This window comes from Pseudomonas sp. ICMP22404, from assembly GCF_006227205.1.
In the GTDB taxonomy this organism is placed as follows: domain Bacteria; phylum Pseudomonadota; class Gammaproteobacteria; order Pseudomonadales; family Pseudomonadaceae; genus Aquipseudomonas.
In genome coordinates, this window is record NZ_VCNG01000008.1 from 201,013 (window position 1) to 226,409 (window position 25,397).

The following is a 25,397-nucleotide window of genomic DNA, read 5'->3' on the forward strand; positions in this document are numbered from 1 at the left end:
AATCGCTGCCCACTGCCCGGGCTGGTCTGGATTGATCGCTGAGGAGTTTTTGCTGTGACCGACGCTACCCGCAAACCCGAAAAATACCGTGACGTTGAAATTCGCGCCCCTCGCGGTAATACGCTGACCGCCAAGAGCTGGCTGACTGAAGCGCCGCTGCGCATGCTGATGAACAACCTCGATCCGCAAGTGGCCGAGAACCCCAAGGAGCTGGTGGTCTACGGTGGCATCGGCCGCGCGGCGCGCAACTGGGAGTGCTACGACAAGATCGTCGAAAGCCTCACCAACCTGAACGACAACGAAACCCTGCTGGTGCAATCCGGCAAGCCGGTGGGCGTGTTCAAGACCCACACGAATGCCCCGCGCGTGCTGATCGCCAACTCCAACCTGGTACCGCACTGGGCCAGTTGGGAACACTTCAACGAGCTCGACGCCAAGGGCCTGGCCATGTACGGCCAGATGACCGCCGGCAGCTGGATCTACATCGGCAGCCAGGGCATTGTGCAGGGTACCTATGAAACCTTCGTCGAAGCCGGTCGCCAGCATTACGACTCCAACCTCAAGGGCCGTTGGGTCCTGACCGCCGGCCTGGGCGGCATGGGCGGCGCACAACCGTTGGCTGCGACACTGGCCGGCGCTTGCTCGCTGAACATTGAATGCCAGCAGGTCAGTATCGATTTCCGTCTCAAGACCCGTTACGTCGACGAGCAGGCCACCGACCTGGATGATGCCCTGGCCCGTATCGAGAAATACACCGCCGAAGGCAAGGCAATCTCCATCGCACTGTGCGGGAACGCCGCTGAAATCCTGCCGGAAATGGTCCGTCGCGGTGTGCGTCCGGACATGGTCACCGACCAGACCAGCGCCCACGACCCACTCAACGGTTACCTGCCGGCTGGCTGGACCTGGGACGAGTACCGTGCCCGCGCCAAGACCGAACCCGCCGCCGTGGTGAAAGCCGCCAAGCAATCGATGGCGGTGCACGTGAAAGCCATGCTGGCCTTCCAGAAAATGGGCGTGCCGACCTTCGACTACGGCAACAACATCCGTCAGATGGCCCAGGAAGAAGGCGTCGAGAATGCCTTCGACTTCCCAGGCTTCGTGCCGGCGTATATCCGTCCGCTGTTTTGCCGCGGCATCGGTCCGTTCCGCTGGGCCGCGCTGTCGGGTGACCCGCAGGACATCTACAAGACCGACGCCAAGGTCAAGGAACTGATCCCCGACGACGCCCACCTGCACAACTGGTTGGACATGGCCCGCGAGCGCATCAGCTTCCAGGGTCTGCCGGCACGTATCTGCTGGGTCGGCCTGGGCCAACGCGCCAAGCTGGGCCTGGCGTTCAACGAAATGGTGCGCAGCGGTGAGCTGTCGGCACCGATCGTGATTGGCCGCGATCACCTGGACTCCGGTTCCGTGTCCAGCCCCAACCGTGAAACCGAATCCATGCAGGACGGCTCCGACGCGGTCTCCGACTGGCCGTTGCTCAACGCCTTGCTCAACACCGCCAGCGGCGCGACCTGGGTATCGCTGCACCACGGTGGCGGCGTCGGCATGGGCTTCTCCCAGCACTCGGGCATGGTGATCGTCTGCGATGGTACCGATGAGGCGGCCGAGCGTATCGCTCGCGTACTGCACAACGACCCGGCTACCGGTGTGATGCGTCATGCCGATGCCGGTTACCAGATTGCGATCGACTGCGCCAAGGAACAGGGCCTGAACTTGCCGATGATTACCGGCAAGTAACGCAGGACCCCTTGTGGGAGCGAGCCTGCTCGCGATGAGGGAGTGTCAGTTAACAACACTGCAACTGACCCACCGCTATCGTCGGATCGCCGCCCGGAGCAGGCTCGCTCCCACAGAAAAGCAACACCAGAGTCACCACCAGAACAATCCACAGAGGTTGAACCATGGCCGTCAGTAGCACACGTGCAAGCAGCAAGCCGTTGATCGAGAAGCGTTCGATCGACTACATCCCGGAAGCGGAGAGACACGGTCGATTGTTGAGCCAGTTCACCCTCTGGATGGGGGCCAACCTGCAAATCACTGCCATTGTCACCGGTGCGTTGGCGGTGGTGCTGGGCGGTGATGTGTTCTGGTCGTTGATCGGTTTGCTGATCGGCCAACTGCTCGGCGGTGGCGTCATGGCGTTGCATGCCGCGCAAGGACCCAAGCTTGGCCTGCCGCAGATGATTTCCAGCCGGGTGCAGTTCGGTGTATATGGCGCGGCCATCCCGATTGTCCTGGTGTGCCTGATGTACCTGGGTTTCACCGCCACGGGAACTGTGCTTTCCGGCCAGGCGCTGGGCCAGTTGTTTGGCGTCAGTGACAGTGTCGGGATCCTCATTTTCGCCAGTGTCATCGTGCTGGTCACGGTGCTCGGTTATCGGGTGATCCACTTCATTGGCCGTGTCGCCAGCATTATTGGTGTGATCGCTTTTGTTTACCTGTTCGCTCGCCTGATCAGCCAGACAGACGTTGGCGCACTCCTGCAAATCCGCCATTTCAGCTGGAGCAGCTTCCTGCTCGCGGTGTCGCTCGCGGCATCCTGGCAGATCGCCTTCGGCCCCTACGTGGCTGACTATTCGCGTTACCTGCCGAGCAAGACGTCCTCGGTGAAAACCTTTTTCGCCGCGGGCGCCGGTTCGGTCATCGGCGCCCAGGTGGCGATGATCCTCGGCGTATTCGCCGCCGCCTCGGCCAACGGACAGTTCGCGGGTCACGAAGTGGCCTACATCGTTGGCCTGGGAGGGACCGGCGCCACCGCTGCGCTGCTGTACTTCAGCATCGCGTTCGGCAAGGTCACCATTTCCACGCTGAACTCCTACGGCAGCTTCATGTGCATTGCGACCATCATCAGCGGTTTCCGTGGCCAGCTGAACGTAACGCGCTTGCAGCGGCTGGTGTTCGTGCTGGTGATCGTCGGCGCCGCGACCCTGATCGCGTTGCTCGGCCAGCACTCGTTCCTCGGTGCCTTCAAGTCTTTCATCCTGTTCTTGCTGGCGTTCTTTACGCCCTGGAGCGCGATCAACCTGGTGGACTACTACTGCATCACTCGCGAGCGCTATGACGTGCCGGCACTGGCCGACTCGAACGGTCGCTATGGTCGTTGGAATGCTCTCGGTATCAGCGTTTATGCGTTGGGTGTACTGGTTCAATTGCCGTTCATTTCCACCAAGTTCTACACCGGGCCGCTGGTGGCAGCGATGGGGGATGTGGATATCTCGTGGATCATCGGCCTGGTGGTGCCGGCGGCGTTGTATTACGTCGCGGCGAAGAAATGGCACAGCGCTGTACCCGATCAATTGATCCTGCCAGTCGAGCAGGACGCGGTTGACGCACAACCGAGCAGGGCGGGCCGCATCCAAGCGGTCTGATAGGACGTTGACAGGGCTGGATGCCTCTTGACTGCCGTAAGCCAATTCACTGATTAGGAGCGTCACACAATGAAATCGAACAAGACCCTGCTGACCACGTTGCTTTCCATGGGCCTGCTGGCCAGCGCCGGCGCCACCCAGGCGGCGGGTTGGTGCGAGTCGGGCAAACCGGTGAAATTCGCCGGCCTGAACTGGGAAAGCGCCATGCTGCTGACCGACGTCCTGCAAGTGGTGTTGGAAAAAGGCTACGACTGCAAGACCGACAGCCTGCCGGGCAACTCCATCACCATGGAAAACGCCCTGAGCAGCAACGACATCCAAGTGTTTGCCGAAGAATGGGTCGGCCGCAGCGAAGTCTGGAACAAGGCCGAGAAGGCCGGCAAAGTGGTCGGCGTCGGTGCGCCGGTGGTGGGTGCCATCGAAGGCTGGTACGTGCCGCGCTACGTGGTTGAAGGCGACGCCAAGCGCAAGCTGGAAGCCAAGGCCCCGGGCCTGAAGAACATCGCCGACCTGGGTCAGTACGCCGCCGTGTTCAAGGACCCGGAAGAACCGTCCAAGGGCCGTTTCTACAACTGCCCGGCCGGTTGGACCTGTGAGCTGGACAACAGCGAAATGCTGAAAAGCTATGGCCTTGAAAATACCTACACCAACTTCCGTCCAGGTACCGGCCCGGCGTTGGATGCGGCCGTGTTGTCGAGCTACAAGCGCGGCGAGCCGATCCTGTTCTACTACTGGTCGCCAACCCCGTTGATGGGCCAGGTGGACCTGGTAAAACTGGAAGAAAAACCGGGTGTGGATAAAAGCGTGAGCATCAAGGTCGGCCTGTCCAAGACCTTCCACGATGAGGCCCCGGAACTGGTGGCTGTGCTGGAAAAGGTCAACCTGCCCATCGATATCCTGAACCAGAACCTCGGACGCATGGCCAAAGAGCGGATCGAGTCGCCGAAACTGGCGAAGATCTTCCTGAAGGAACATCCTGAAGTCTGGCACGCCTGGGTGAGCGCAGACGCTGCCAAGAAAATCGACGCGGCTCTGTAGGTCGAATACCTCCCGGCCACCCCTTGGGCTGGCCGGGACATTCACCGCATCCCCCTGATCGAGAGTCTCTTATGTTTCCCGAAAGCTTTACCTTTTCCATCGCCGACTGGGTCAACGGCTGGGTCGACGCCCTGGTGACGAATTATGGCGATGTGTTCCGGCACATCTCCGATACCCTGCTGTGGGCCATCGTCAATCTCGAAGGCCTGCTGCGCATGGCGCCCTGGTGGTTGATGCTGGCCATCGTCGGTGGCATTGCCTGGCACGCCACCCGCAAGGTCGTGGCCACGGCGGTGATCGTCGGCCTGCTGTTTCTGGTGGGCGCGGTGGGCCTGTGGGACAAACTGATGCAGACCCTCGCGCTGATGCTGGTGGCGACGTTGATTTCGGTATTGATCGGCATCCCGCTGGGCATTCTTTCGGCACGCAGCAATCGCCTGCGTTCGGTGCTGATGCCGTTGCTGGACATCATGCAGACCATGCCGAGCTTCGTTTACCTGATTCCTGTGTTGATGCTGTTCGGCCTGGGCAAGGTCCCGGCGATCTTCGCCACCGTGATCTATGCCGCGCCGCCCCTGATTCGTCTCACCGACCTGGGCATCCGCCAGGTAGACGGCGAAGTGATGGAGGCCATCAACGCTTTCGGTGCCAACCGCTGGCAACAACTGTTCGGCGTGCAACTGCCCCTGGCCCTGCCGAGCATCATGGCCGGGATCAACCAGACCACCATGATGGCCCTGTCGATGGTGGTCATCGCCTCGATGATCGGCGCCCGTGGCCTGGGTGAGGACGTGCTGGTGGGCATCCAGACCCTCAACGTCGGACGCGGCCTGGAAGCCGGGCTGGCGATTGTGATTCTCGCCGTGGTCATCGACCGCATTACCCAGGCCTATGGTCGTCCTCGGCATGAGGTGAGCAAATGAACAACGCAACCATCAGCAAAATCGAAGTCAAGAACGTCTTCAAGATTTTCGGCAACCGGTCCAAGGACGCCTTGGACCTGATCCGCCAGAACAAGACCAAGGACCAGGTGCTGGCCGAAACCGGCTGCGTGGTCGGTGTGAACGACCTGTCGCTGAGCATCGGTACCGGTGAGATCTTCGTGATCATGGGCCTGTCCGGCTCCGGCAAATCCACCCTGGTGCGGCACTTCAATCGCCTGATCGATCCCACCAGCGGCGCGATCCTGGTGGACGGCGAAGACATCCTGCAACTGGACATGGACGCCCTGCGTGAATTCCGTCGGCACAAGATCAGCATGGTGTTCCAGAGCTTCGGCCTGCTGCCCCACAAGAGTGTGCTGGACAACGTCGCCTACGGGTTGAAGGTCCGCGGCGAGAGCAAACAGGTGTGTGCCGAGCGCGCGCTGCACTGGATCAACACCGTGGGCCTGAAGGGCTACGAAAACAAATACCCGCACCAGCTCTCCGGCGGCATGCGCCAGCGCGTAGGCCTGGCACGTGCCTTGGCGGCGGATACCGACATCATCCTCATGGACGAAGCCTTCAGTGCCCTCGACCCGCTGATCCGCGCCGAAATGCAGGATCAGTTGCTGGAACTGCAAAAGACCCTGCACAAGACCATCGTCTTCATTACTCACGACCTCGACGAGGCCGTGCGCATCGGCAACCGTATCGCGATTCTCAAGGACGGCAAGCTGATCCAGGTCGGCACACCCCGGGAGATCCTGCATTCGCCGGCCGATGAGTACGTCGATCGGTTCGTGCAGCGGCGGGCGGCGGTGGTGTAGGGCGGGCCGGTCACAAAGTCTGTGGGAGCAAAGCTTGCTCGCGATACAGGCACCTCGGTTCCAGAGAGAGCGCATTGGATTCATCGCGGGCAAGCCTTGCTCCCACGGATAATCCCGCTGCGACTCAAGGGTGTTGGCAACTTAATATGTGTATGAGGCTTTAGATGTCCCAGGCTGAAAAAATCATCATCGCCGACGCCCCCCTGCGTTGGCAGGACGTGGTCGCCGTCGCTCGCTTCGGTGCCGAGCTTGAGCTGTCGGCCCAGGCCTGGGCGCGGATCGACAATGCCCAGGCCATCGTGCAGCGCATCGTCGAAAGCGGCGAGCGCGCCTATGGCGTCAACACCGGCCTGGGGGCCTTGTGCAATGTGTCGCTCAAGGATGAACAGCTCAGCCAACTGTCGCGCAACACCCTGCTCAGCCATGCCTGTGGCGTGGGCGCGCCGCTGGCGGACGAACAGACCCGGGCGATTCTCTGCGCTGCCATCCTCAACTACAGCCAGGGCAAGTCCGGCATTCATCGTCGGGTGGTCGAAGCCTTGCTGGCGCTGCTCAATCGTGGCATCACCCCACAAGTGCCGTCCCAGGGATCGGTGGGTTACCTGACCCACATGGCTCACATCAGCATTGCGCTGCTGGGCGTCGGCCAGGTCAGCTATCGCGGCCAGATCGTCGCGGCGCAACAGGCCCTGGCCGCAGAAGGCTTGCAACCGGTTCAACTGGGGGCAAAGGACGGCCTGTGCCTGGTCAACGGTACGCCGTGCATGACCGGCCTCAGTTGCCTGGCCCTGGCCGATGCGACGCGGCTGGTGCAATGGGCCGATGTGATCGGCGCCATGAGTTTTGAGGCGCAGCGTGGACAGATTGCCGCGTTCGACGCCGAGATCATCGCCCTCAAGCCGCACCCCGGCATGCAGCAGGTCGGTACCAATCTGCGGGCCTTGCTCGATGGCAGCGAAGTCATCGCCGCGAGCCTGGGCATTCGCACCCAGGATGCCTTGAGCATCCGCTCGATTCCCCAGGTGCACGGCGCTGTTCGCGATCAACTGGCCCATGCGCGGCAGCAAATCGAAACCGAACTCAACGCTGCCACCGATAACCCGCTGTTGCTGGGCACGCCGGATAACTTCCGGGTCATGTCCCAGGCCAACCCCCACGGTCAGTCGGTGGCCCTGGCGGCGGATCTGCTGGCGATTGCCATGGCGGAAATCGGCTCCATCGCCGAGCGCCGTCTCGACCGGTTGATCAACCCGCATGTCAGCGGACTGCCGGCCTTTCTGGTGGCCAATCCCGGCGTGAACTCGGGGATGATGATCGTGCAGTATGTCGCCGCCTCCTTGTGCGCGGAGAATCGCCAGTTGGCGCAACCGGCGGTGCTCGATAATTACGTGACCTCGGGCTTGCAGGAAGATCACTTGAGCCTGGGCACCAACGCGGCCCTGAAGCTGCACAGGGCGTTGGAAAACTGTACGCAGATTCTCGCCATCGAATACCTGCTGGCGGCCCAGGCCTTTGAATTCCTCAAGGCACAGCGCTTCGGCGCCGGCACCGGTATCGCCTGGCAATTGCTGCGTGAGCGCGTTGCTGCCTATGACCAGGACCGCTGGCTGGCGCCGGACATTGCCAGCGCCGCCGGGCTGCTTAAAGACCCGAACCTGCTGCACAGCGTGTTACCGAATTTGAATTGATCGAAAAAAAGCGCCAGCGTGCCAAAGCACCCCTTGCCCAAAAAGCATCGCTCAAAAGGCGAGGGTGACGGATAACGGAACATTCCGGAGCGACTGGCGAGTTAAAAAAAAACTCTCAAAAGGAGCAATAAATGACTGCCTTAAACCTGATTCCCGGTCAATTGAGCCTGGCTCAATTGCGTGACATCTATCAGCAACCGGTGACCCTGAGCCTCGATGCCAGCGCTTCGGCACAAATCGAAGCCAGCGTGGCGTGCGTGGAGCAGATCCTCGCCGAGAACCGTACCGCCTACGGCATCAACACCGGTTTCGGTCTGCTGGCCTCGACCCGTATCGCCAGCGAAGACCTGGAAAACCTGCAGCGCTCCCTGGTGCTGTCCCATGCCGCTGGCGTGGGCGAGCCGATCAGCGATGCGCTGGTGCGCTTGATCATGGTGCTCAAGGTCAACAGCCTGAGTCGGGGTTTTTCCGGTATTCGCCGACAAGTGATCGATGCGCTGATCGCGCTGGTCAATGCCGAGGTCTATCCGCACATCCCGCTCAAGGGCTCGGTCGGTGCTTCCGGCGACCTGGCACCGTTGGCCCACATGTCCCTGGTGTTGCTGGGTGAAGGCAAGGCGCGCTACAAAGGTGAATGGCTGCCGGCCGTCGACGCGCTGAAAATCGCCGGTCTCGCACCGCTGACCCTGGCCGCCAAAGAAGGCCTGGCGCTGCTCAACGGCACCCAGGTGTCCACCGCATTTGCCCTGCGTGGCCTGTTCGAGGGTGAAGACCTGTTTGCCGGTGCCCTGGCCCTGGGCAGCCTCACGGTGGAAGCCGTGCTTGGCTCCCGCTCGCCATTCGACCCGCGTATCCACGCCGCCCGTGGCCAGAAGGGCCAGATCGATGCCGCCGCCGCGTACCGCGATCTGCTGGGCGAGCGCAGCGAAGTGTCCGCTTCGCACCAGAACTGCGACAAGGTCCAGGATCCGTACTCCCTGCGTTGCCAGCCGCAAGTGATGGGCGCCTGCCTGACCCAGTTCCGCCAGGCGGCCGAAGTGCTGGTGATCGAGGCCAACGCCGTCTCGGATAACCCGTTGGTGTTCGCCGCCGAAGGCGATGTGATTTCCGGCGGCAACTTCCACGCCGAACCCGTGGCGATGGCCGCTGACAACATGGCCCTGGCGATTGCCGAAATCGGCTCCCTGAGCGAGCGTCGCATTTCCCTGATGATGGACAAGCACATGTCGCAGTTGCCACCGTTCCTGGTGGGTAATGGCGGGGTCAATTCCGGCTTCATGATCGCCCAGGTCACCGCGGCTGCTCTGGCGAGTGAGAACAAGGCGTTGTCCCATCCTCACTCGGTGGACAGCCTGCCGACCTCCGCCAACCAGGAAGACCACGTGTCCATGGCCCCGGCCGCCGGCAAGCGCCTGTGGGAAATGGCCGAGAACACCCGTGGCATCCTGGCGGTGGAATGGCTGGCGGCTTGCCAGGGCCTGGACCTGCGAGGTGGCTTGAAGACCTCCGCCAAACTGGAGCAGGCCCGCAGCATTCTGCGTGCCGAAGTGCCGTTTTATGAGAAGGACCGGTTCTTTGCGCCAGACATCAATGCCGCCAGTGAGCTGTTGGCGAGCCGTTGCCTGAACGAGCTGGTCATGGCGAACCTGTTGCCGAGTTTCCAAGGCTGACTCGATCGTTCCCACGCTCTGCGTGGGAATGCTTCATGGGACGCTCTGCGTCCCGCTCGACAAGGGACGCGGAGCGTCCCGGACTGCATTCCCACGCAAAGCGTGGGAACGATCCTGACGGAGGACGTCAATGAAAACCCTCTGGCAAAACTGCCACGCCGCCACCATGGCCCAGGGCGTCTACTCGATCATCGAAGATGCCGCCATCGTCACCCACGGTGAACACATCCACTGGATCGGCCCGCGCGCGGAACTGCCGGCTGGTGACTATCCGGCGGTCAACGACCTCAAGGGCGCGTGGGTCACCCCGGGCCTGATCGACTGCCACACCCACACGGTGTTCGGCGGTAACCGTAGCGGTGAATTCGAACAACGCCTGCAGGGCGTCAGCTATGCCGATATCGCAGCGGCCGGTGGCGGCATCGCCAGCACGGTGCGCGCCACCCGAGCTGCCAGTGAGGACGAACTGTTCGCCAGCTCCGCCAAGCGTCTGAAAAGCCTGATGCGTGACGGCGTCACCACGGTGGAAATCAAGTCCGGTTATGGCCTGGACCTGGCCAACGAACGCAAGATGTTGCGGGTCGCCCGCCGTCTCGCTGCCGAACTGCCGGTCAGTGTGCGTAGCACCTGCCTGGCTGCCCACGCGTTGCCGCCGGAATACGCCGACCGCGCCGACGACTACATCGAACACATCTGTGCCGAAATGCTCCCGGCCCTGGCGGCCGAAGGGCTGGTGGACGCGGTGGATGCCTTCTGCGAGTACCTGGCGTTTTCCCCGGCGCAGGTCGAGCGGGTGTTCGTCACCGCGCAACAACTGGGCTTGCCGGTGAAGCTGCACGCCGAGCAATTGTCATCGTTGCACGGTTCGAGCCTGGCGGCCCGTTACCAGGCGTTGTCGGCGGATCACCTGGAGTTCATGACCGAGGACGATGCCATCGCCATGGCTGAGTCCGGCACCGTGGCCGTGCTGCTGCCGGGTGCGTTTTACTTTCTTCGGGAAACCCAACTGCCGCCGATGGACGCCCTGCGCAAGCACGGCGTGAAGATCGCCGTGGCCAGCGACCTCAACCCCGGCACCTCGCCGGCGCTGTCGGTGCGCCTGATGTTGAACATGGCATGCACCTGCTTCCGGATGACTCCGGAAGAAGCCTTGGCTGGTGCAACGATCCATGCCGCCCAGGCCTTGGGCATGGCCCGTACCCATGGTTCGCTGGAGGTCGGCAAGGTGGCGGATTTTGTCGCCTGGCACATCGACCGTCCGGCCGACCTTTCGTACTGGCTGGGTGGTGAACTGGAAAAACGCGTCGTGCGCCACGGCGTTGAAATCGCTTGAGGAGAATGCTTGTGGAGAAGGTCTTGAATTTCACCCAGGGACGCGTGCCGTTGTTGATCAGCATGCCTCACGCGGGCCTGCGCCTGACCCCGGCAGTGAAGACCGGGTTGATCGATGAAGCCCAGAGCCTGCCGGACACCGACTGGCACATTCCCAAGCTCTACGATTTTGCCGCTGAGCTGGGCGCCAGTACCCTGTCCGCCGAATACTCACGGTTCGTCGTCGACCTGAACCGACCCTCCGACGACACACCGATGTACGTCGGCGCCACCACTGGCCTGTACCCGGCGACGCTGTTCGATGGCGTGCCGCTGTTTCGCGAAGGGCTGGTACCCTCGGCGGAGGAACGGGCCATGTACCTGCAGCAGATCTGGATGCCGTATCACCAGGCCCTGCAACAGGAGCTGGCGCGGCTCAAGGCCGAGTTCGGCTACGCCTTGCTGTTCGACGCCCATTCGATCCGTTCGGTGATCCCGCACCTGTTCGACGGCAAGCTGCCGGACTTCAACCTCGGCACCTTCAACGGCGCCAGCTGCGACCCGGTGCTGGCGAGCCAGCTCGAAGCCATCTGTGCCCGTCACGACGCATTCACCCATGTGCTCAACGGGCGTTTCAAGGGCGGACACATCACCCGGCACTACGGCAACCCGGCCGAAAATATCCATGCGGTGCAACTGGAGCTGTGCCAGAGCACCTACATGGAAGAGTTCGAGCCGTTCAACTATCGGGAAGACCGGGCCGCCCCGACCCGGGTTGTCCTCCGGGAGCTGCTTGAGGGCCTGCTGGCCTGGGGGCAGCAAACCTACAAGAAGTAAGGATCGCGCAGTACCCCTGTGGCGAGAGAGCTTGTTCCCGCTGTGTCGGTCCGACGCAGCGGGCGAGGCCGCCCCGGCAATCTTGTGAGCACCGAGCACTCAAGCGGGAGCAAACTCTCTCTCGTCACAACAGCCCTCATTCCTCTCTGCCTGTCGCCACCGTGCAAAACCGGGTCGCCTCAGGTCACCTTTACCGCCTCGGCGCTGCGTACTGTTTCGGCACGGTGCACAAAGACACCGGTCCACAATAATCCGCTGCCGCACGAGACCCTCCCGATGAAAAGACTGTTCATACGCTGTCTGTCGATCTTCTGCGCTACCGCCATGTTGGGCTCCGGGGCGATGGCCGCCGAGACGGCGTCCTGCCAGACCGTGCGCATGGGCGTGGTCAATTGGACCGATGTGATCGCCACCAGCGGCGTGGCCGAGGTACTGCTCACTGGCCTGGGTTATGAAAGCAAGCAGACTAGCGCAGTGCAGCAGATCATCTTCGCCGGTATTCGCGACAAGCGCCTCGACATCTTCCTGGGCTATTGGAAGCCGGCCATGGACAAGAACATAGCCCCGTTCCTGGCCGCCAACCAGGTGAGGGTACTGGACAAACCGAGCCTGGCCGATGCGCAGGCTACCCTGGCGGTACCCGACTACGTGGCAGCGGCGGGGCTCAAGACCTTCTCCGACATCGCCCGGTTCAAGGAGCAACTGGGTGGCAAGATCTACGGCATCGAGCCAGGCAGCGGGGCCAACACCACCATCAAGACCATGATCGAGACCAACCATTTCGGCCTCAAGGACTTCAAGCTGATCGAGTCGGGTGAGGCGGGCATGCTGGCCGCGGTGCAGCGGGCGGTGAATCGCAAGGAATTCGTGGTCTTCGTGGGCTGGACCCCTCACCCGATGAACATCAACATGAAGATCGCCTACCTGACCGGCAGCGAAGACGTCTACGGGCCGAACGAAGGCGCCGCGACCGTTTCCACCGTGACCGCGCCGGACTATGCCCAGCGCTGTCCGAACGTTAACCGCTTGCTGGAAAATCTGACCTTCACAGCCGCCCAGGAAAGCCAGCTGATGGTGCCGATCATGGAGCGCAAGACACCCCAGGACGTCGCCCGGCAATGGTTGCGTGAGCATCCCGAGGACCTCCAGCGCTGGCTGGCCGGTGTCACCAGCTTCGACGGCAAGGACGGCGTGGCGACGGTGCAGGCCAGCCTGAAAAATTGATCATCACATGATTGTGGCGCGGGGATTTGGCGACGTTTCGTTAAGTCCCTCGCTATAGTTCAGCGCTTGATCCTGGATATTTACCGGACTGTATCTCTCCATGGTTTCTTATCCACTTTCCCCAGCAATGTCCGCCTTCGTCGACAAGACGTTGGGTTTCAACAGCCCGGACACGAGCCTCACGGGCGTGCGCCAGGCCTACAACCAGATGTGCCGCGGATTTAACCCGCCGCGCCCGGCGACGCTGACAATCGATGACTTGGAGTTGGCCGGCGTGGCCGTGCGGGCCTATCACCCACGGCGTGCAGCGCCACTGGCAGGCTGGCCGTGCCTTCTTTATCTTCACGGTGGCGGATGGGTGGTGGGAGACCTGGATTCCCATGATTTCATCTGCATGGAGCTGGCTGCCGCGCTAGGGGCGCTGGTCATTGCGGTGGATTATCGGCTGGCGCCGGAGCATCCGTTCCCGGCCGCCTTCGAAGATTGTCTCGCGGTATGGCGCCACCTGATGGCGGCGCCCTTTGCCGTCGACCCCAGGCGTCGATGGGTGATGGGTGATAGCGCCGGGGGCAACCTTGCCGCGGCGCTGTGCCTGGCCTTGCGCGATACCGCTCAACCGATGCCTGGAGGTCAGGTGTTGATTTACCCCGCCCTTGGCGGCCCCGCAGATCTGCCCTCGCGACAAGAATGTGCCAACGCGCCGCTCCTGAGCAGTCGCGACCTGGACGACTATCACCAGCTTTACCTGGGTACCACCGCGCCATCGCCGTACGCCATGCCGTTGCTCGCCGATGACCTGGGTCGCCTGCCGAAGGCACTCATCATCGTGGCCCAATGGGATCCGCTGCGCGATGACGGGGTCCTTTACAGCGAACGGCTAGACGCCGCCGGAGGGCGGTCCGTGCTGTATGTCGGGGAAGGACTTGTGCACGGCTGTCTGCGTGGCCGGCACCAGGTGCCGGAGGTCGATCAGATGTATCGCATGCTGTTGGCGTACTTGGCCGACACGCTTTGACTGCGCGGGGGCATGCTCATTAAGGCGATTCGGGTTTATGATGCCTGACGGCAGATTAAATAGAGTCCCTACAGGGATGACTCGACCCCTTACGGAGCGCCCAATGCAGACTTTGTACCCGCAGATCAAACCCCATGCCCGGCACGATCTGGCTGTCGATGACACCCACACGCTCTATGTCGATGAAAGTGGCTCTCCGGAAGGCCTGCCGGTGGTGTTCATTCACGGTGGTCCGGGCGCGGGTTGCGACGCGCAGAGCCGTCGCTACTTCGATCCGAACCTGTACCGCATTGTTACTTTCGATCAGCGCGGCTGTGGTCGTTCCACGCCCCACGCCAGCCTGGAAAACAATACCACCTGGGATCTGGTTGAAGACCTGGAGCGCATCCGCAAGCACTTGGGCATCGAGAAATGGGTACTGTTCGGCGGCTCCTGGGGTTCTACCCTGGCCCTGGCCTACGCCCAGACCCATCCGGAGCGGGTCCACGGCCTGATCCTGCGTGGGATCTTTCTCTGCCGCCCCCAGGAAATCGAGTGGTTCTATCAGGCTGGCGCCAGTCGCCTGTTCCCCGATTACTGGCAGGATTACATTGCACCCATTCCCCTGGATGAGCGCGACGACCTGCTCAGCGCCTTCCACAAGCGCCTGACCGGCAATGACCAGATCGCCCAGATGCACGCAGCCAAGGCCTGGTCCATCTGGGAGGGTCGTACAGCGACCTTGCGTCCGAACCCGCTGGTGGTCGACCGCTTCTCCGAGCCGCAGCGTGCGCTGTCGATTGCCCGCATCGAATGCCATTACTTCACCAACAACGCCTTCCTCGAACCCAACCAGCTGATTCGCGACATGGGCAAGATCGCCCATTTGCCGGGCGTCATCGTGCATGGTCGCTATGACGTGATCTGCCCGCTGGACAATGCCTGGGAGCTGCATCAGAACTGGCCCAACAGCGAACTGCAGGTGATCCGCGATGCCGGTCATGCGGCGTCGGAGCCGGGTATTACCGACGCACTGGTGCGCGCCGCCGGCCAAATGGCCCGGCGCTTGCTCGACCTGCCGCCCGAAGAAGCATGAAGGGGCTGTTGCAACGGGTCCGTGGTGCCCGGGTGGAGGTCGCGGGCGATATCGTGGGGGCTGTGGACCAGGGTTTGCTGGTCCTGGTGGCGGTCGAACCCGAGGATACCCGGGCCAGTGCCGACAAGCTCTTGCACAAGCTGCTTAACTACAGGGTGTTCAGTGACGCCGACGGCAAGATGAACTTGTCCCTGGCGGATGTCGGGGGTGGTCTGTTGCTGGTGTCACAGTTCACCCTGGCGGCGGACACCAAGAGCGGTTTGCGCCCGAGTTTTTCGACGGCCGCGCCTCCGGCACTGGGAGAGGAGCTGTTCACCTACCTGGTCAATCAGGCGAAAGAGGTGCATGGCACTGTGGCATCAGGTAGATTCGGCGCCGACATGCAAGTGCATCTGGTCAATGATGGCCCGGTAACCTTCTTGTTACAGGTCTGAAAGCGTTTGAAACACCTTTTCGGTTCTGTTTCGAGGTTAAACAGGGAGTTTTCTCGATAAATACTTTGTTGCCCCTGATGCGTTGTCACGCGGCCTGCTAGATAATCGCGCGCTACGGGGGATCGGCGTTCGCTGGTCCATTTGACTTAGGTAGAGAGTTGTCCTGAGCCGTTTGGGGAATCATTTTGCCCCATCGGAGTCGGAACAATGCTCGCCAACTTGGCAAGGGTGCTCCGCAAGGTCGGTTTTTCAATGCCGTTACCAAGCGGATACTTTATCTGGCCGTTGGTTTTTTGATCTGTTTTCGGCGAGGGTTGCTCGTGATTGTTAGTCCCTGTAATGCACCAAAAATGTCTGCCAAACGGTTTAAAAGCGCTCTGGTAGCGGGCTCGGCGCTGTTGTGCCTGCTCGGTGCGGGCCAACTGTGGGCATTCAGCCTGGATGATGTATCGGCGAAGGCTAAAGAACTGGCCGGGCAAAAATTCGAAGCCCCGCGCAGCAATCTGCCGAACGAATTTCGCGAGATGAAATTCGGCGACTATCAAAAAATCCGTTTCCGCACCGAAAAAGCCGAATGGGCCGACCAGAAGACGCCGTTCAGGCTGTCGTTCTATCACCAGGGCATGCACTTCGATACGCCGGTGAAAATCAACGAAATCACCGCGACCAACGTCGAAGAAATCAAATACGACCCGACGCGCTTCGATTTCGGCGACGTCCAGTTCGATCCGAAGTCCACCGAGCAATTGGGCTACGCGGGTTTCCGGGTGTTGTACCCGATCAACAAGGCCGACAAGCAGGACGAAATCATGACCATGCTGGGCGCGAGCTATTTCCGCGTCATCGGCAAGGGCCAGACTTACGGCTTGTCCGCCCGCGGCATGGCGATCGATACCGCATTGCCGTCCGGTGAAGAGTTCCCGCGTTTTCGCGAGTTCTGGATCCAGCGTCCGAAACCCACCGACAAGCACCTGGTGATCTTCGCTCTGCTGGATTCGCCTCGGGCCACCGGCGCCTACCGCCTGACCCTGCGTCCGGGTACCGACACTGTCGTCGACGTGAAAGCGCGCATGTTCCTGCGTGACCGCGTCAACAAGCTGGGTGTCGCCCCGCTGACCAGCATGTACCTGTTCGGCGCCAACCAGCCGTCCAAAGTGCTGAACTACCGCCGCGAGCTGCACGATTCCAGTGGCCTGTCGATTCATGCCGGCAACGGCGAGTGGATCTGGCGTCCGCTGAACAACCCGAAACACCTGGCCGTGAGCAACTTCTCGGTGGAAAACCCACGCGGTTTCGGCCTGCTGCAACGTGGTCGTGACTTCAGTCATTACGAAGACCTGGACGACCGCTACGACAAGCGTCCAAGCGCCTGGATCGAACCGAAAGGCGACTGGGGCAAGGGTTCTGTCGATCTGGTGGAAATCCCGACCGCTGACGAAACCAACGACAACATCGTTGCCTTCTGGAGCCCGGAAAAACTGCCTGAGCCAGGCCAGCCACTGGACTTCGCCTATCGCCTGCACTGGACGCTGGACGAAGCCAGCCTGCACTCGCCGGACAGCGCCTGGGTCAAGCAGACCCTGCGCTCCACGGGCGATGTGAAGCAATCCAACCTGATTCGCCAGCCGGACGGCAGCGTCGCCTATCTGGTGGATTTCGAAGGTCCATCCCTGCAGGCTCTGCCGGAAGACGCCGAAGTGCGTAGCCAGGTGAGCGTCGGCGATAACGCCGAGGTCGTCGAGAACAGTGTGCGCTACAACCCTGAAACCAAGGGCTGGCGCCTGACCTTGCGCTTGAAGATCAAGGATGCGAAGCAGGCGACCGAAATGCGCGCGGCGCTGGTCCGTCCGTTGACGCCTGTCGAAGCACCAGCCGCGTCGCATTCCGTGACCGCTACCCTGGCCAAGGCAGACAAGATCGCCAAGCAACAAGGCGAGAAAGAAGCAGAAAAAACCAAAGAACAAGCCAAAGAAGAAGCCAAGGCTGTCAAGGCGTCCGACGCCGCCGAGGCGACCCCAACCCCGCAGGAACCGGAACCGACTGAACAAGTCCTGACCGAGACCTGGAGCTATCAGTTGCCAGCCGATGAGTAATACGCCAGTACCGCCAGAGACGCTCAGCGAATATCTGGCCCATTTGCCAATGACCGACCAGCAGCGCGCCGAGTTGGCGGGCTGCAAGTCCTTCAGCGAGTTGCATGAACGTCTTTCGTCTTCGACCTTTGACGTTGACGATTCCGCCGAGGCGGCGCAAGCCTCGGTGGGGCGTCGCCTGGTCCTGAGCACTGCCGAAGAGCTCGAGGATGCGGAGATGCTGGGGCTCGACTCCAGCGGTCGCGTGCGTCTCAAGGCCACGCCGCCGATTCGTCGGACCAAAGTCGTGCCGGAACCATGGCGCACCAACATCCTGGTGCGCGGCTGGCGACGGATGACCGGTCGCACCAACCCGCCGAAGCCGCCCAAGGATGAGCGGGTGCTGCCCCATGCCCGTTGGCGCACCGTGGGTTCGATCCGCCGTTATATCCTGCTGATCCTCATGCTTGGCCAGACCATCGTTGCCGGCTGGTACATGAAAGGCATCATGCCGTACCAGGGCTGGTCGTTCGTGGACCTGGAGGAAGTCCTGCACCAACCGTTGCTGCAGACAGCCACGCAAGTGCTGCCGTATGCCCTGCAAACCAGCATCCTGATCCTGTTCGGGATCCTGTTCTGCTGGGTATCGGCCGGTTTCTGGACTGCGCTGATGGGCTTTCTGGAACTGCTCACCGGTCACGACAAGTACCGCATTTCCGGTGCCAGCGCCGGCAACGAGCCGATTCCCAAGGACGCCCGCACCGCCCTGGTGATGCCGATCTGCAACGAAGACGTACCCCGTGTGTTTGCCGGCTTGCGCGCGACCTTCGAGTCGGTGAAGGCCACCGGCGACCTGGATCGTTTTGACTTCTTCGTGCTCAGCGACAGTAACGAGACCGATATCTGCGTCGCCGAACAGCAGGCCTGGCTGGACGTCTGCCGCGAAGCCGGCGGCCTGGGCAAGATCTTCTATCGTCGTCGCCGTCGTCGCGTGAAGCGCAAGAGCGGCAACCTTGACGACTTCTGCCGTCGTTGGGGCAGCGACTACAAGTACATGGTCGTGCTCGACGCCGACAGCGTCATGAGCGGCGAGTGTCTGACCAGCCTGGTGCGCCTGATGGAAGCCACGCCGGACGCGGGCATCATCCAGACCGCGCCAAAGGCCTCGGGAATGGACACGCTGTATGCGCGCATGCAGCAGTTCGCCACCCGGGTGTACGGTCCGCTGTTCACCGCCGGTCTGCACTTCTGGCAGTTGGGCGAATCCCACTACTGGGGCCACAACGCGATCATTCGCATGAAGCCGTTCATCGAGCACTGCGCCCTGGCGCCGTTGCCGGGCAAAGGTGCGTTCGCCGGTGCGATCCTGTCCCACGACTTCGTCGAAGCGGCGCTGATGCGCCGTGCCGGCTGGGGTGTGTGGATCGCCTATGACCTGCCTGGCAGCTACGAAGAGTTGCCGCCGAACCTGTTGGACGAGCTCAAGCGTGACCGTCGCTGGTGCCACGGCAACCTGATGAACTTCCGACTGTTCCTGGTCAAGGGCATGCACCCGGTGCACCGTGCGGTGTTCCTGACCGGGGTGATGTCCTACCTGTCGGCGCCGTTGTGGTTCTTCTTCCTGGTGCTGTCCACTGCGCTGTTGGCGGTGAACACGCTGATGGAGCCGCAGTACTTCCTCGAGCCGCGCCAGCTGTATCCGCTCTGGCCGCAATGGCATCCAGAGAAGGCCATCGCCCTGTTCTCCACCACGATCGTGCTGCTGTTCCTGCCCAAGCTGTTGAGCATTGTCCTGATCTGGGCCAAAGGCGCGAAGGAGTTCGGTGGCAAGTTCAAGGTGACGCTGTCGATGCTGCTGGAGATGTTGTTCTCCATGTTGCTGGCGCCGGTGCGGATGATTTTCCACACCCGTTTCGTGCTCGCCGCGTTCCTGGGCTGGGCCGCCACCTGGAACTCGCCGCAACGTGATGACGACTCGACGCCCTGGAGCGAAGCGGTCAAGCGCCACGGCCCGCAGACCCTGCTGGGCTTCTTCTGGGCACTGCTGGTGATCTGGTTGAACCCGAGCTTCCTGTGGTGGCTGGTGCCGATCGTCGGTTCGCTGATGCTGTCGATCCCGGTGTCGGTGATCTCCAGTCGTGTAGGCCTGGGCTTGAAGTCCCGTGATGAAAGCCTGTTCCTGATCCCTGAGGAATACGCGCCACCACAGGAGCTGGTGTCGACCGACCAGTACACCCACGAGAACCGTTGGCATGCATTGAACGACGGCTTCATTCGCGCGGTGGTCGATCCTCAGCAAAACGCCCTGGCGTGTGCGTTGGCGACGTCCCGGCACGGCCAGGCCGAGCCGATCGAATGGCTGCGGGTCGAACGTGTTCGTCACGCCTTGAAGGTCGGCCCGAGCGGGCTCAACAACGGCGAGCGACTGGCGCTGCTGAGCGATCCGGTGGCCCTGTCCCGGCTGCATGAGCAGATCTGGAGCGAAGGCCATCCCGAATGGCTGGCGGCATGGCGCGCATCGGTCAAGGCCGATCCCCATGCACCGCTGCTACCGCTTCAGCCAGTGAGTGCACAGACTCAAGTGGCCTGATGCGCAAAAAGCCCCGCTTCCGAAAAGGAAGCGGGGCTTTTTGTTGGGTGTCTTGTGAACATCACCCCTGTGGCTATGCCCTGGGGTCGACCCGATCCAGCGCCCGATTCGCCAGCAAACCACTCAACTCGATCAACTGCTGAAGACCCAAGGCAAAATGCCTCCGCGAGCCATCCAGCTCGAACGCCAGGTCGCTGGCCATAACATTGGCAGAAGCCAGGGTCTCGCTGAGGTTGGCCAGCAGACACTCGGTGTCGATATCGTCCACAACGGTGAAGAGCTGACCAGGGGGCGGCGCGTTGTCGGGTTCCGCCTGTTTCGGTTTCAGGTAGAAATCCAATGCCCGCTCGGTGGCTTCCTGGAGTTTTTCGGGGTCGAGGCCGGTGTAGGAAGAGGCTGGGTCCGTTTCCGGAGGATTGGGTGTGATCTTGAACATGGTGATGCTCCTAGGGTAATGGAGCCGCCAGAATTCGCTGCTAAACAAAAAAGGTGGCGACTGTACGCGGGTTAGCAGACCGGCCCCTAGAACCCGGCAGACCCTGAGGTCTCCCACGCACAACCGCCATGACATAGACGTGTAGACACTGAAGTCTGAACACGAATGTGGAGAACTGTACGTCTAGGATTATCCGAGCTGCTAAACCCGATCGCTGAACCGACAGCGACCCGCAAACAATAGGATCCAGACCCCAAGCGCACAAGCCGGCGGATTCTGGCGCAGTTGTAGGCAACGGCGCAAGACGATGTAGCCCAGCTCAACTCTCCCACAACAGCATCCAACCCTGTGGGAGCGAGCCTGCTCGCGATGAACGATAACGCGGTCTAACAGAAGAACTGCGGCGCTTTCATCGCGAGCAGGCTCGCTCCCACAGGGGACGGTGTTGTCTGTTGGATCGTGATTGACTGATGACTATCTGTGGGAGCAAGGCTTGCCCGCGATGAACGATAACGCGGTCTGACAGAAGAACCGCGGCGCTTTCATCGCGAGCAGGCTCGCTCCCACAGGCGACGGTGTTGTCTGTTGGATTGTGGTTGCCTGATGACTATCTGTGGGAGCAAGGCTTGCCCGCGATGAACGATAACGCGATCTTGCAGAAGGACCGCGCCGACTTCATCGCGAGCAAGCTCTGCTCCCACCGGGGAGGGGGTATTGTCTAGACCTTGAACCGCCCCACCAACGTCTGCAAATGAACGCCGAGGCGTGCCAGTTCGGCGCTGGAGGCGGCGGTTTCTTCGCTGGCGGCGGAGGTTTGTTCAGAGACGTCGCGCACGTTCAGCACGCTGCGGTTGATCTCTTCTGCCGTGGCGCTCTGCTGTTCGGCCGCAGCGGCGATTTGTTGATTCATCGACTGGATGGCCGAGACCGTACGGGTGATGTTTTCCAGGGAACTGCCGGCTCGGCGGGTGAGTTCGACGCTGCTGTCGGTCAGGCCGCGGCTGTTGTCCATGATGGTCGCAACTTTTTCGGTTCCGCTTTGCAGCCCAAGGATGAGTTCTTCGATCTCTTCGGTGGATTTCTGGGTGCGTTGGGCCAGGCTGCGGACTTCGTCGGCGACCACGGCGAACCCACGCCCGGCCTCACCGGCGCGGGCGGCCTCGATGGCGGCGTTGAGGGCCAGCAGGTTGGTTTGTTGGGCCACGGATTTGATCACGTCCAGCACGCTGCCGATCTTGTCGCTCTCGTGCTTGAGATGACCCATCGCTTCGGTGGAGTTGCCGACCTCGTTAGCCAGGCGCTCGATCTGCGCGATGGCTTCGCCAACCACCCGCTCACCCTCACGGGCTTGTTGGTCGGCGGCGACGGCGGCCTCGGAGGCCTCCTCGGCGTTGCGCGCCACATCCTGCACCGTGGCGGTCATTTCGTGCATGGCGGTAGCCACCTGATCGGTCTCGACCTTCTGGTTGTTGACCCCGGCGCTGGTTTGTTCTGTCACGGCCGAAAGTTGTTCGGCGGCGCTGGCGATCTGGGCCACGCCGTCTCTGATCCCGCCGATCAATTCCCGCAGACTGACGACCATCCGCTGCAAGCTGCCTTGCAGCTGACCCATCTCGTCGCGACGGCTGACCTCAAGGTTTTGACTCAGGTCGCCCGAGGCGACACGTTCGACGGCGATCAGCGTCTGTTGCAGCGGAGTGACTATCTGCCGGGTGATGAGCCATGCGGCAAGCACGCCGAACGCCAGTGCCAGGAGGGCGACGATGATCAGGGTATCCTTCGCCTGTGTCGTCTCCTGCTCGCGTTTTTCAACTTGCGAAACAGTCAGTTCATTATTCAGTTCGTTCAGACGGGCTTCTTGATCCACCATTTTCTTGAGCGCGGCGGTGCTGGCAACTTGTGAGTCACGGAAAAGGCTGACGGCAAGGCGATAACCCTTGAGCGATTCGGTGGCTTGTTGCAAGTTGGCAATATGCTGTTCCGGGAGCTTGCTCGGCAGGCTTTCGAGGTTTTTCAGGGCGTTGTCGATGGCATCCAATGCCGGTTGTTCGGCTTCGGCCTTGCCACTGTAGGTGTAGCCGCGAACCTGGAAGCGTGCCTGCTGAATCAGTTTGCTCAGCTCGATCACGCTGTTGAATTGCGCGACGCTGTCGCCTTGCAGCAGGGACTTCTCAACGTCCGCAACCTTGGCCACGGCGTTGTCGGCGGTGGCACCGAGCTTGGACCGGGCCGACTCTCGGTTATCTGTCGCTTGGGTCAAGTCGTTAAAGGCGCGTTTGTACTCATCGAGAATCGCCAGCTGTTGGTTGAACATCTGCTGGTCAACGGCTCGTACAAATTGTTTGAGAGCGGCTTGCAAGCCCTCCTGGAGCTTGCCCAGAAGATCGTTGACGGCGGCGGCGCCTTGTTCGCCGCGACGCATTTCGTATTCGAGGCGAGCGATTCGAAGGTCCTTGGCCGTCTCGTTGAGATGGGCGATGGCGGCCTGCTTGTCCGCACGACTGATTACACTGGTCAGGCTGTTCCAGCCCGCATAAGTGCTCAGGACCGTCATGAGCAAGACCAGGCCAAAACCGAACCCCAGCTTGCGATTGACACTTACGTTTCCCAGCTTTTCGGTTAGCCAACTGAACATGCTGATACTCCCACGGACCTTTTTGTAGGTCTTATGAGGAGAGTATCGACCATGCCATGCAGATCTGTAGGAAATAGGTAAGGGATTGGATGGGAGGGGGCGTGCTCTTGTTCGGTTAAGAATCAGTCGCAAATCCGTCCACCGTGGGGGGGCAGCTTGCTCAGGCTCAACTCCCGACAACAGCACCCAATCCTGTGGGAGCGAGCCTGCTCGCGATCAACGATAACGCGATCTTGCAGAGGGACCGCGTCGCCTTCATCGCGAGCAAGCTCAGCTCCCACAGTGGAAGGATTGTGTATCTCTAGACCTTGAACCGCCCCACCAGCGTCTGCAAATGAACGCCCAGTCGCGCCAGTTCGGCACTGGAACTGGCGGTCTGTTCGCTGGCGGCGGAGGTCTGTTCGGAGACGTCGCGCACGTTCAGTACACTGCGGTTGATCTCCTCGGCCGTGGCGCTCTGTTGTTCGGCCGCGGCGGCGATCTGCTGGTTCATCGATTGGATCGCCGAGACCGTGCGGGTGATGTTTTCCAGCGAACCGCCGGCCCGTCGGGTCAGCTCGACGCTGCTGTCGGTCAGGCTACGGCTGTTGTCCATGATGGTCGCGACCTGTTCGGTGCCGTTTTGCAGACCGACGATCAGCTCCTCGATTTCTTCGGTGGACTTCTGGGTGCGTTGGGCCAGGCTGCGGACTTCGTCGGCGACCACGGCGAACCCACGCCCGGCTTCACCGGCGCGGGCAGCCTCGATGGCGGCGTTGAGGGCCAGCAGGTTGGTCTGCTGGGCGACAGACTTGATCACGTCCAGAACGCTGCCGATCTTGTCGCTCTCGCGCTTCAAGTCCCCCATGGCGGCGGTGGAGTTACCCACTTCCCGTGCCAGGCGCTCGATCTGAGCGATGGCTTCACCGACCACTTTGTCCCCTTCGCGGGCTTGTTGATCCGCGGCGACGGCGGCTTCGGAGGCTTCCTCGGCGTTGCGCGCCACTTCCTGCACCGTGGCGGTCATTTCATGCATGGCAGTAGCCACCTGATCGGTCTCGACCTTCTGGCTGTTGACCCCGGCGCTGGTCTGTTCGGTCACGGCGGAAAGCTGTTCGGCGGCGCTGGCGATCTGGGTGACCCCCTCGCTGATGCCACCGATCAATTGCCGCAGGCTCACGGTCATGCTTTGCATGGCGCGTTGCAGCTGGCCCATTTCGTCACGACGCTCGGAGGTCAGGTTGTGGCTCAGGTCGCCTGCGGCCACCCGTTGGGCGACCTGGAGGGTCTGGCCCAGCGGAACGACGATCTGCCGGGTGATGAGCAAGGCGGCGATGACGCCGAACAACAGGGCCAGTGCGGCAGCGGCGATCAGGACGGTCTTGGCCTGGGCAACGTCGTGGTCACGCACGGCTGTCTGGGACACGGTCAGTTTCTGGCTGGAGTCGATCAGCACTTGGCCTTGCTCGGTCATGCGCTGAAGGGCGGCACCGTTCTCGATCTGCGAATCCCGGAACTGCGCAACCGCCGCGCGATACAGATTGAACGAATCGTTGGCCTGTTGCAGGTTGGCAGCATGTTCCTGGGGCAATTGGTCCGGCAGGCGTGCGAGCAGCTTGAGCACGGTGTCGATGGCCTCAAGGGCCGGTTGCTGGGCTTCGCTCTTGCCGCTGTAGGTGTAGCCGCGCACTTGGTAACGCGCTTGCTGGACCGCTTTGCTCAGGGTCACCACGCTGTTGAATTGGGTGACGTCGCCGCCTTGCAGCAGTGATTTTTCCACCTCGGCGACGCGGGCCACGGCGTTGTCGGCACTGGCGCCGAGTTTACTGCGGGCATCTTCGCGGTTGACGGTGGCGCGGGTCATTTCGGCGAAAGCGCTTTTGTACTCGGCCACGGCGGCCAATTGCTTATCGATCATGGCCACATCGGCCGGTTGTTCGATCAACTGGCGAGCGGTCTTCAGCCCGGCGTCAAGCTTGACCAGCAGGTCGTTGACGAGCTGTGGCCCTTTCTCGCCCCGGGTGGCGTTGTAGTCGATGCTGGCCAGGTTCAAGTCTTTGCTCAAGTCGTTCAGGCTGGCAATGAATCCCAGCTTGTCGCCCCGGCTGATGACATTGCCCAAGCCGGACCAACCGGTGAAGGCGATCATCAAGGTGAGAAACAGCACCAGGCCGAAGCCGAAGCCGAGTTTGCGATTGACGCTTACGTTTCCCAGACTCTGGGCAAGCCACCGGAACATGCTGATACTCCCTTGAGGGACCAAATTGGT

The 25,397-nt window shown here is 61.7% G+C and carries 18 protein-coding genes and 1 pseudogene; 15 read left to right on the forward strand and 4 right to left on the reverse strand.

Features of this window, described 5'->3' with window-relative positions; genetic code table 11:
* Positions 1-54: 54 nt before the first annotated feature.
* The 15 genes from hutU (at position 55) to mdoH (ending at position 20,078) form a co-directional block, all read left to right on the forward strand.
* Positions 55-1,743, forward strand: coding sequence for a urocanate hydratase (hutU, locus tag FGE05_RS16070; RefSeq protein ID WP_139646432.1), 1,689 nt, complete (start codon positions 55-57; stop codon positions 1,741-1,743).
* 164 nt (positions 1,744-1,907) lie between these two features.
* Positions 1,908-3,374 (forward strand): cytosine permease, encoded by a 1,467-nt coding sequence (locus FGE05_RS16075; protein WP_139646434.1) that lies wholly within the window; start codon positions 1,908-1,910, stop codon positions 3,372-3,374.
* Between the two features lie 69 nt (positions 3,375-3,443).
* Positions 3,444-4,412, forward strand: coding sequence for an ABC transporter substrate-binding protein (locus FGE05_RS16080; protein ID WP_139646436.1), 969 nt, complete (start codon positions 3,444-3,446; stop codon positions 4,410-4,412).
* Between the two features lie 71 nt (positions 4,413-4,483).
* Positions 4,484-5,335, forward strand: coding sequence for a proline/glycine betaine ABC transporter permease (locus tag FGE05_RS16085; RefSeq protein ID WP_041024738.1), 852 nt, complete (start codon positions 4,484-4,486; stop codon positions 5,333-5,335).
* Positions 5,332-6,162, forward strand: a complete 831-nt coding sequence (locus FGE05_RS16090; protein ID WP_139646438.1) for a glycine betaine/L-proline ABC transporter ATP-binding protein — start codon at positions 5,332-5,334, stop codon at positions 6,160-6,162. The genes FGE05_RS16085 and FGE05_RS16090 overlap by 4 nt, the downstream gene beginning before the upstream one ends.
* Before the next feature lie 164 nt (positions 6,163-6,326).
* Positions 6,327-7,850, forward strand: coding sequence for a histidine ammonia-lyase (gene hutH, locus FGE05_RS16095; RefSeq protein ID WP_139646440.1), 1,524 nt, complete (start codon positions 6,327-6,329; stop codon positions 7,848-7,850).
* Between the two features lie 131 nt (positions 7,851-7,981).
* Positions 7,982-9,520 (forward strand): histidine ammonia-lyase, encoded by a 1,539-nt coding sequence (gene hutH, locus FGE05_RS16100; RefSeq protein WP_139646442.1) that lies wholly within the window; start codon positions 7,982-7,984, stop codon positions 9,518-9,520.
* A 130-nt stretch (positions 9,521-9,650) separates the two neighbouring features.
* On the forward strand, positions 9,651-10,853 hold the full coding sequence (hutI, locus tag FGE05_RS16105) for an imidazolonepropionase (RefSeq protein ID WP_139646444.1): 1,203 nt from the start codon (positions 9,651-9,653) through the stop codon (positions 10,851-10,853).
* 11 nt (positions 10,854-10,864) lie between these two features.
* On the forward strand, positions 10,865-11,668 hold the full coding sequence (gene hutG / locus FGE05_RS16110) for an N-formylglutamate deformylase (protein WP_139646446.1): 804 nt from the start codon (positions 10,865-10,867) through the stop codon (positions 11,666-11,668).
* A gap of 276 nt (positions 11,669-11,944) precedes the next feature.
* Positions 11,945-12,892 carry a choline ABC transporter substrate-binding protein gene (locus FGE05_RS16115; protein WP_139646448.1) on the forward strand — a complete coding sequence of 316 codons (948 nt, stop codon included), beginning with the start codon at positions 11,945-11,947 and terminating at the stop codon, positions 12,890-12,892.
* Positions 12,893-12,992: 100 nt separating this feature from the next.
* On the forward strand, positions 12,993-13,907 hold the full coding sequence (locus FGE05_RS16120) for an alpha/beta hydrolase (RefSeq protein WP_139646452.1): 915 nt from the start codon (positions 12,993-12,995) through the stop codon (positions 13,905-13,907).
* 103 nt (positions 13,908-14,010) lie between these two features.
* Positions 14,011-14,982 carry a prolyl aminopeptidase gene (gene pip / locus FGE05_RS16125; RefSeq protein WP_139646454.1) on the forward strand — a complete coding sequence of 324 codons (972 nt, stop codon included), beginning with the start codon at positions 14,011-14,013 and terminating at the stop codon, positions 14,980-14,982.
* Positions 14,979-15,416 (forward strand): D-aminoacyl-tRNA deacylase, encoded by a 438-nt coding sequence (dtd, locus tag FGE05_RS16130; RefSeq protein WP_139646457.1) that lies wholly within the window; start codon positions 14,979-14,981, stop codon positions 15,414-15,416. Before pip ends, dtd begins: the two co-directional genes overlap by 4 nt.
* A gap of 350 nt (positions 15,417-15,766) precedes the next feature.
* A complete protein-coding gene (locus FGE05_RS16135; protein ID WP_175384591.1) occupies positions 15,767-17,509 on the forward strand; it encodes a glucan biosynthesis protein G in 1,743 nt (580 codons plus the stop codon).
* Positions 17,502-20,078, forward strand: a complete 2,577-nt coding sequence (gene mdoH / locus FGE05_RS16140) for a glucans biosynthesis glucosyltransferase MdoH (RefSeq protein ID WP_139646461.1) — start codon at positions 17,502-17,504, stop codon at positions 20,076-20,078. The genes FGE05_RS16135 and mdoH overlap by 8 nt, the downstream gene beginning before the upstream one ends.
* 73 nt (positions 20,079-20,151) lie before the next feature.
* Here the strand turns inward: mdoH and FGE05_RS16145 are convergent, their stop codons facing one another.
* The 4 genes and pseudogenes from FGE05_RS16145 to FGE05_RS16155 all read right to left on the reverse strand — a co-directional run bounded on the left by FGE05_RS16145 (position 20,152) and on the right by FGE05_RS16155 (position 25,367).
* Positions 20,152-20,514 carry a DUF6124 family protein gene (locus FGE05_RS16145; protein WP_139646463.1) on the reverse strand — a complete coding sequence of 121 codons (363 nt, stop codon included), beginning with the start codon at positions 20,512-20,514 and terminating at the stop codon, positions 20,152-20,154.
* Between the two features lie 718 nt (positions 20,515-21,232).
* A complete protein-coding gene (locus FGE05_RS30435) occupies positions 21,233-22,096 on the reverse strand; it encodes a methyl-accepting chemotaxis protein (protein WP_373682495.1) in 864 nt (287 codons plus the stop codon).
* Positions 22,088-23,149 (reverse strand): annotated as a pseudogene (locus FGE05_RS30440) (methyl-accepting chemotaxis protein); the annotation flags it as partial. The gene FGE05_RS30435 and the pseudogene FGE05_RS30440, both read right to left, overlap by 9 nt.
* Before the next feature lie 301 nt (positions 23,150-23,450).
* On the reverse strand, positions 23,451-25,367 hold the full coding sequence (locus FGE05_RS16155; RefSeq protein ID WP_139646467.1) for a methyl-accepting chemotaxis protein: 1,917 nt from the start codon (positions 25,365-25,367) through the stop codon (positions 23,451-23,453).
* Positions 25,368-25,397 lie beyond the last annotated feature (30 nt).

Coding starts and splice junctions, on each gene's coding strand:
- FGE05_RS16090 (WP_139646438.1), top strand. CDS start 5,332: ATGAACAACGCAACCATCAGCAAAATCGAAGTCAAGAACGTCTTCAAG.
- FGE05_RS16085 (WP_041024738.1), top strand. CDS start 4,484: ATGTTTCCCGAAAGCTTTACCTTTTCCATCGCCGACTGGGTCAACGGC.
- FGE05_RS16145 (WP_139646463.1), bottom strand. CDS start 20,514: ATGTTCAAGATCACACCCAATCCTCCGGAAACGGACCCAGCCTCTTCC.
- hutI (WP_139646444.1), top strand. CDS start 9,651: ATGAAAACCCTCTGGCAAAACTGCCACGCCGCCACCATGGCCCAGGGC.
- FGE05_RS16080 (WP_139646436.1), top strand. CDS start 3,444: ATGAAATCGAACAAGACCCTGCTGACCACGTTGCTTTCCATGGGCCTG.
- FGE05_RS16075 (WP_139646434.1), top strand. CDS start 1,908: ATGGCCGTCAGTAGCACACGTGCAAGCAGCAAGCCGTTGATCGAGAAG.
- FGE05_RS16120 (WP_139646452.1), top strand. CDS start 12,993: ATGGTTTCTTATCCACTTTCCCCAGCAATGTCCGCCTTCGTCGACAAG.
- hutH (WP_139646442.1), top strand. CDS start 7,982: ATGACTGCCTTAAACCTGATTCCCGGTCAATTGAGCCTGGCTCAATTG.
- FGE05_RS16155 (WP_139646467.1), bottom strand. CDS start 25,367: ATGTTCCGGTGGCTTGCCCAGAGTCTGGGAAACGTAAGCGTCAATCGC.
- mdoH (WP_139646461.1), top strand. CDS start 17,502: ATGAGTAATACGCCAGTACCGCCAGAGACGCTCAGCGAATATCTGGCC.
- hutH (WP_139646440.1), top strand. CDS start 6,327: ATGTCCCAGGCTGAAAAAATCATCATCGCCGACGCCCCCCTGCGTTGG.
- dtd (WP_139646457.1), top strand. CDS start 14,979: ATGAAGGGGCTGTTGCAACGGGTCCGTGGTGCCCGGGTGGAGGTCGCG.
- pip (WP_139646454.1), top strand. CDS start 14,011: ATGCAGACTTTGTACCCGCAGATCAAACCCCATGCCCGGCACGATCTG.
- FGE05_RS16135 (WP_175384591.1), top strand. CDS start 15,767: ATGTCTGCCAAACGGTTTAAAAGCGCTCTGGTAGCGGGCTCGGCGCTG.
- FGE05_RS16115 (WP_139646448.1), top strand. CDS start 11,945: ATGAAAAGACTGTTCATACGCTGTCTGTCGATCTTCTGCGCTACCGCC.
- FGE05_RS30435 (WP_373682495.1), bottom strand. CDS start 22,096: ATGGTCGTCAGTCTGCGGGAATTGATCGGCGGGATCAGAGACGGCGTG.